The organism is Armatimonadota bacterium (assembly GCA_031081675.1).
Lineage (GTDB): Bacteria > Sysuimicrobiota > Sysuimicrobiia > Sysuimicrobiales > Kaftiobacteriaceae > Calidihabitans > Calidihabitans tengchongensis.
In genome coordinates this window covers 1-4715 of record JAVHLZ010000046.1, presented here as the reverse complement: position 1 = coordinate 4715, position 4715 = coordinate 1, and the positions used below count along the sequence as shown (strand labels likewise).

Sequence of the window (4715 nt, the reverse complement as noted above, 5' to 3'; positions counted from 1 at the left end):
GACGGGAAGTCCCGCAGGGTTCGCGGTTAGCCGGTCTTCGCCTCTGTCGGACGCGGAACTGGCGACATGACCCTCTGCAAGCCAGGGAGGGACCGTGGGCGGTGTCGGACCCCGACGCGCGGCCGCGTTAGCTCACCGCTCGCGCGAGGAGGTCTGCGATCCTCGCTTCCACGGCGGGGGTCAGCTTCCTCAACGCGAATGCCACCGGCCACAGGTCGCCGTCGTCGAGGCGGGCGGCATCGGTGAATCCGAGCGTCGCGTACCGGGTCTTGAACTTCTGGGCGCTTTGAAAGAAGCAGACGACTTTCCCGTCCCGGGCGTAGGCGGGCATCCCGTACCACAGCCTGGGCGCGAGGGCCGGCGCGTGGGTCCTGATGATCGCATGAAGGCGGCGGCCCAGGGAGCGATCCGGTTCGGGCATCCGGGCAATCCGGGCCAGCACGGCGGCGTCCTCCTCCGCCCGGTCAGCCTCCGGTCCGCGGCGCGCGGCCGCCCGCAGCTCCCGGGCGCGTTCCCGCATTGCCGCGCGTTCCTCGTCCGTCCAGCCCGCCAGGGCCTTCGTGCGCCTGTGGGCGCGCGTGTGTGCTTTCTTCTTTGCAGATCCGGTCATGGCGCGCCTCCTCATCCCAGCGCCGGCGTGAAACCGGCGCGGCCGCCGAAACCTGCGTCATCGTCCCACGGGGGCGTTGCGTCGGACAGGCCCGGGCACGCCCCACACGGCCCCCAAAAATTCCGCCTCCAGGGACGACCCCGACCGCGTGGCGACGGGAGGGGTCTGACCCCAAAATTCACCTCCCGGTCGCCATGACGGGTCACACACAGACGACGTGGCCGAGGCCCGTGAGGCTGCCGGAGAGCATCAAGAGAACGCAGGAGGCGACGGCGGAAGCCACCGGTCTCCGGAGGCGTTTGCGGTCAGCCGGTCTTCGCCTCTGTGGGCTTGAACGTGAAGCGGTTGCCGCAGTTGCGGCAGCGCCACTTCTGGTTACCCTGGTCGTCGTGCCCCTGGTACTCGATGTGGGTGCTGTTGCAGGCGGGGCAGCGGGCCGGCGCCTTCATGCCCATGGCTGGCGGGCCTCCCGAGGCAGGCTTGTGGCGAGCCACGCAGACGTGGTCTCAGCCTCCCCGTCCAAATTCTACCACGGCGACCGCCGCGCGCCGTTCAGAGTTTCAGAACACCCCTGCCAGGGGCTCATGATAAGATACGTGCCGATGGGATGCGGTGGATCCTCCGGCCCACCGGCTGGTCCCGGCGGACGGTCTGGAGGGCTGACCGACGCTGACAGGTCTGGCGGATGCTGCGCGCCGACATGGCGCCGCCATCATCGGTCGTGATGTGTCCGTCTGCGGGTGCGCCGGTCGGGCCGGTGTCGCCGCCCACCCTGTCTACCCCCCGCGCCCGCGCGATGCTGGTCCTGTCCTGGCTGGCCGGCTTCAACTGCCGGGCGCCGCTGCTGGCCGCCGGGCCGCTGCTGCCGCTGGTGATCCGCGACCTGCACCTGTCGGCGACCGCCGCCGGAGCGCTGACCGGCGTCCCGCTGTTCGCCATGGCGGCGCTGTCGGTTCCGGGCGGTCTGCTGGTGGACCGCGCGGGTCCCTGGCGGGTCCTGATGGCCGCCCAGCTGGCCATCGCCGTGGGCGGGGGGTTGCGCGGCGCGGCGGGAGGGGCCCTGACGCTGCTGGTGCCGGCTGCGTTGCTGGGGGCGGGGATCAGCCTGTCCCAGCCGGCGCTGGCGCGCGTGTCCCAGGTCGCCCTCCCCGGCCGGGCGGCGGTGGCGACGGCAGTGTACGTCAACGGGCTGATCCTGGGAGTCCTGGCGGGCACCACACTCTCCACCACCGCCCTGCTGGCGCTGGTGGGCCCCGCGTCCTGGCGCGGGGTGTGCGCCCTGTGGGCCCTGCCCGGCCTGGCCGCGGCGGCCGGATGGGCGGTCCTGCGTCGGGCGGGCTCGCACGAGTCGCCCTCAGCAGTGGCGGCGCGATCGCCCGCCGGCTGGCGCGTCCCGGGGTTTGCGCCGGTGGTCGTGGCATTCGCGGCGCAGGCGATGATCTTCTACGGGGCGATCACGTGGCTGCCGGAGTTCTACGTCACCCGCGGCTGGTCGGTGGCCGCCGCCGCTGTCCCGGTGACGGCGGTGGCGGCGGCCTCGGTGGCCGTCAGCGTCCTGGCCCCGGTCCTGGTGGCGGCGTCCGGGGGCTATCGGACGCCGTTTGTGATCGCCGCGGCGCTGGCGGGAGCGGGACAGGTGGGCGTGGCGCTGGCTCCGGCCGCCGGCACAGCCTGGGGAGCGTTGATCGGGGCGGGGACCACCCTCGCGTTCGCCCTGGGCCTGGCGGCAGCCGCCGACCTGGTGCCTGCGGACCGGGTGGGCGCGGCCACGGGACTGATGCTGACCGCAGGTCACGGCGCCGCCACGGCCGCCCCCCTGCTGCTGGGCGCCGCCCGGGACCTCTCGGGAGGCTTCACCGCCGGGTGGGTGCTGATGGTCGGCGCGGCCGCCGCCCTGGCCGCGGCGGCCTGCCGCGTGCCAGAGGGACGCCGACAGCCGGGGCGTGCGGGAGACCGCTAGAAGCCTTCGTCGGCGACGGCCTGAAGTCTTCGCCCTCCGGACGCCTGGCCCGGGAGGGCGGACGCGGGGTCAGATTTTCAGATCGACGATCGCCGACACGCCTACCCCGGGCACGCGGCGGACCTGTTTCCAGGGCTCCAGGCTGTCCACCGGGACCAGGGCCCGCACCGAGAACGTCCCCTGGAAGTTGCCATCCAGCGCCGCCACCGCCTGGACCCGCGCCACGGCGTCCGCGGCGCCGGCCACCTGGGCCGCGCCGATGGTGGCGTTGCCCGGCGCGTTGATGCCGATGGACACGCTGAGGATGGGGACCACCTTGGTCGTCTGACGGGTCTGGGCGTCCCGGGCCTGCAGCATCTCGTTGATGAAGGTGTTCAGTGCCGGCGCGAACGCCCGTACGGCCATGCCGACCCCGATCACCTTGATCAGGCTCGCCGCACTGGCCCCGGACGGCGAGTCCCCCGAAGGGGCGGGCGGGGCAACCGGGCCGGAGGGGGAGGCCGAATGGCCCAGCACCTTGATCTTGCGGGCCAGGATGGTGCGGGTCGCCAGGACCGTCCCCTTGACCTCCACGATGTCTCCCGGCGCCAGCCGGTAGCGCCCCCCGTCCCGGTCCTTCTCCCGCTCCACCTCCACGTCCCGATGCAGGAACGCCGACCAGACGAGGTCGGTGGCGAACTCGCGGAAGCGGAAGGCCCCGTCGGCCGCGTTGACGCTGAGCACGATGCCCAGCACCTCGGCGCTGCGGCTGTCGGCCCGGGCCACAGTCAGCCCGGCCGTCGCCAGCGCGGCGGCCGCCACCAGCGCGACTGCCCCACGGCGCAGATGCGGCATGGTCGTACCTCCAGACGCCCGGTCGTTCACGCATCCCCGACATTCCCGCACCGGGGGCGCGCCAGACCCACGCCCCGGATGCGGGGCGCGGTCTCAGAGGCTCAGGGTGGGGCTGTGGGCAAAACCCAGGATGTTTTCGCACCACCGGGCCACCGCCAGCAGACGGCCGTCGGCGTGCGGCCCGGCCACCAGCTGGATGGCCACGGGCAGGCCCCCGCCCAGCAGGCCGCTGGGGACCGCGATGGCGGGAAACCCCCCGAACGACCACGGGGCGTTCAGCACCGGGTCACCCGTGGTGCCCTCGGTGAGGGGCGGGGCCGGCGTCGAGGCCGCCGGCAGCAGCAGGGCATCGTAGCGGGACAGGATCGGTAGCATCTCCTGGCGGAAGCGCTGCCGGGTGTGTTCGGCGTCCACGAACTCCACGCCGGTGATCTGCAGCCCGGTCTCGACCAGATCCCGGATGCGGGGCGGGTACTGGGCGGCATGCTGCGCAAACCAGGCGCGGTGGTACGCGGCGGCTTCCACCGCCAGCACCCGCCGCCCGGAGGCATCGATCTCGCGGCTGGAGGGCGGGAGGGCGATGTCGTCCACCCGGGCACCGGCGCGCGCGAGGGTGTCGGCCGCCGATCGGAAGTGGCGGAGTACATCCGGCGCGGCCACCTCCTCGACGAATGCGCGGGGGATGCCCAGCCGCGGCGACGCCGCCTCGGCCCCGGCCTGCGGGGGTGGGGGCGTCTCGGCCAGGGCCGCGAACGCCGCCGCCACGTCGTCCACGCTGCGGGCAAAGATGCCCAGGTGGTCCAGGCTCCACGACAGGGGCGTGACGCCCTCCAGGCTGACGGCCCCGTAGGTGCCCTTCAGGCCCACGATGCCGCAGTAGCTGGCCGGCCGCAGCGTGGACCCGATGGTCTGGGTGCCCAGGGCGAGGGGCACCATGCGGGCGGCCACCGCCGCCGCCGACCCGCTGGACGAGCCGCCGGGGGTGTGGTCCAGGTTCCAGGGGTTGCGGGTGGGGGCGGGGTCCGCGTAGGCGAACGGCGTTGTGGCCGTCTTGCCCACGATCACCGCTCCCGCCGCCCGCAGCCGCGCCACGCAGGCGGCGTCGCGCTCGGGCCGACGGTGGGCAAACGGAGGCGCCCCCGAGGTGGTGGTCAGGCCGGCCACGTCGATGATGTCCTTGACGCCCACCGGCACGCCGTGCAGCGGGCCCCGCAGACGGCCCACCCGCGCCTCCTGGTCCAACACCCGGGCGGCCGCCCGCGCGCCGTCGGCGTCCACCACGACCCAGGCCTGCAGGGAGGAGTCCAGCCG

The 4715-nt window shown here is 73.9% G+C and carries 5 protein-coding genes; 1 reads left to right on the top strand and 4 read right to left on the bottom strand.

The features are described from left to right. Positions 1-127 precede the first annotated feature (127 nt). A complete protein-coding gene (locus RB150_11345; GenBank protein MDQ7821128.1) occupies positions 128-520 on the bottom strand; it encodes a DUF1801 domain-containing protein in 393 nt (130 codons plus the stop codon). 395 nt (positions 521-915) lie between these two features. Then, positions 916-1104, bottom strand: coding sequence for a hypothetical protein (locus tag RB150_11340; GenBank protein MDQ7821127.1), 189 nt, complete (start codon positions 1102-1104; stop codon positions 916-918). A gap of 191 nt (positions 1105-1295) precedes the next feature. Here RB150_11340 and RB150_11335 point away from each other — a divergent pair, with 191 nt between their 5' ends. Beyond that, complete coding sequence (locus RB150_11335; protein MDQ7821126.1) at positions 1296-2570, top strand: MFS transporter; 1275 nt, start codon at positions 1296-1298, stop codon at positions 2568-2570. 69 nt (positions 2571-2639) lie between these two features. Here the strand turns inward: RB150_11335 and RB150_11330 are convergent, their stop codons facing one another. Both RB150_11330 and RB150_11325 read right to left on the bottom strand, forming a co-directional pair. Then, complete coding sequence (locus RB150_11330; GenBank protein MDQ7821125.1) at positions 2640-3404, bottom strand: hypothetical protein; 765 nt, start codon at positions 3402-3404, stop codon at positions 2640-2642. A 93-nt stretch (positions 3405-3497) separates the two neighbouring features. After that, positions 3498-4715: amidase (locus RB150_11325; protein MDQ7821124.1), on the bottom strand; the 1218-nt coding region annotated here is incomplete at its 5' end.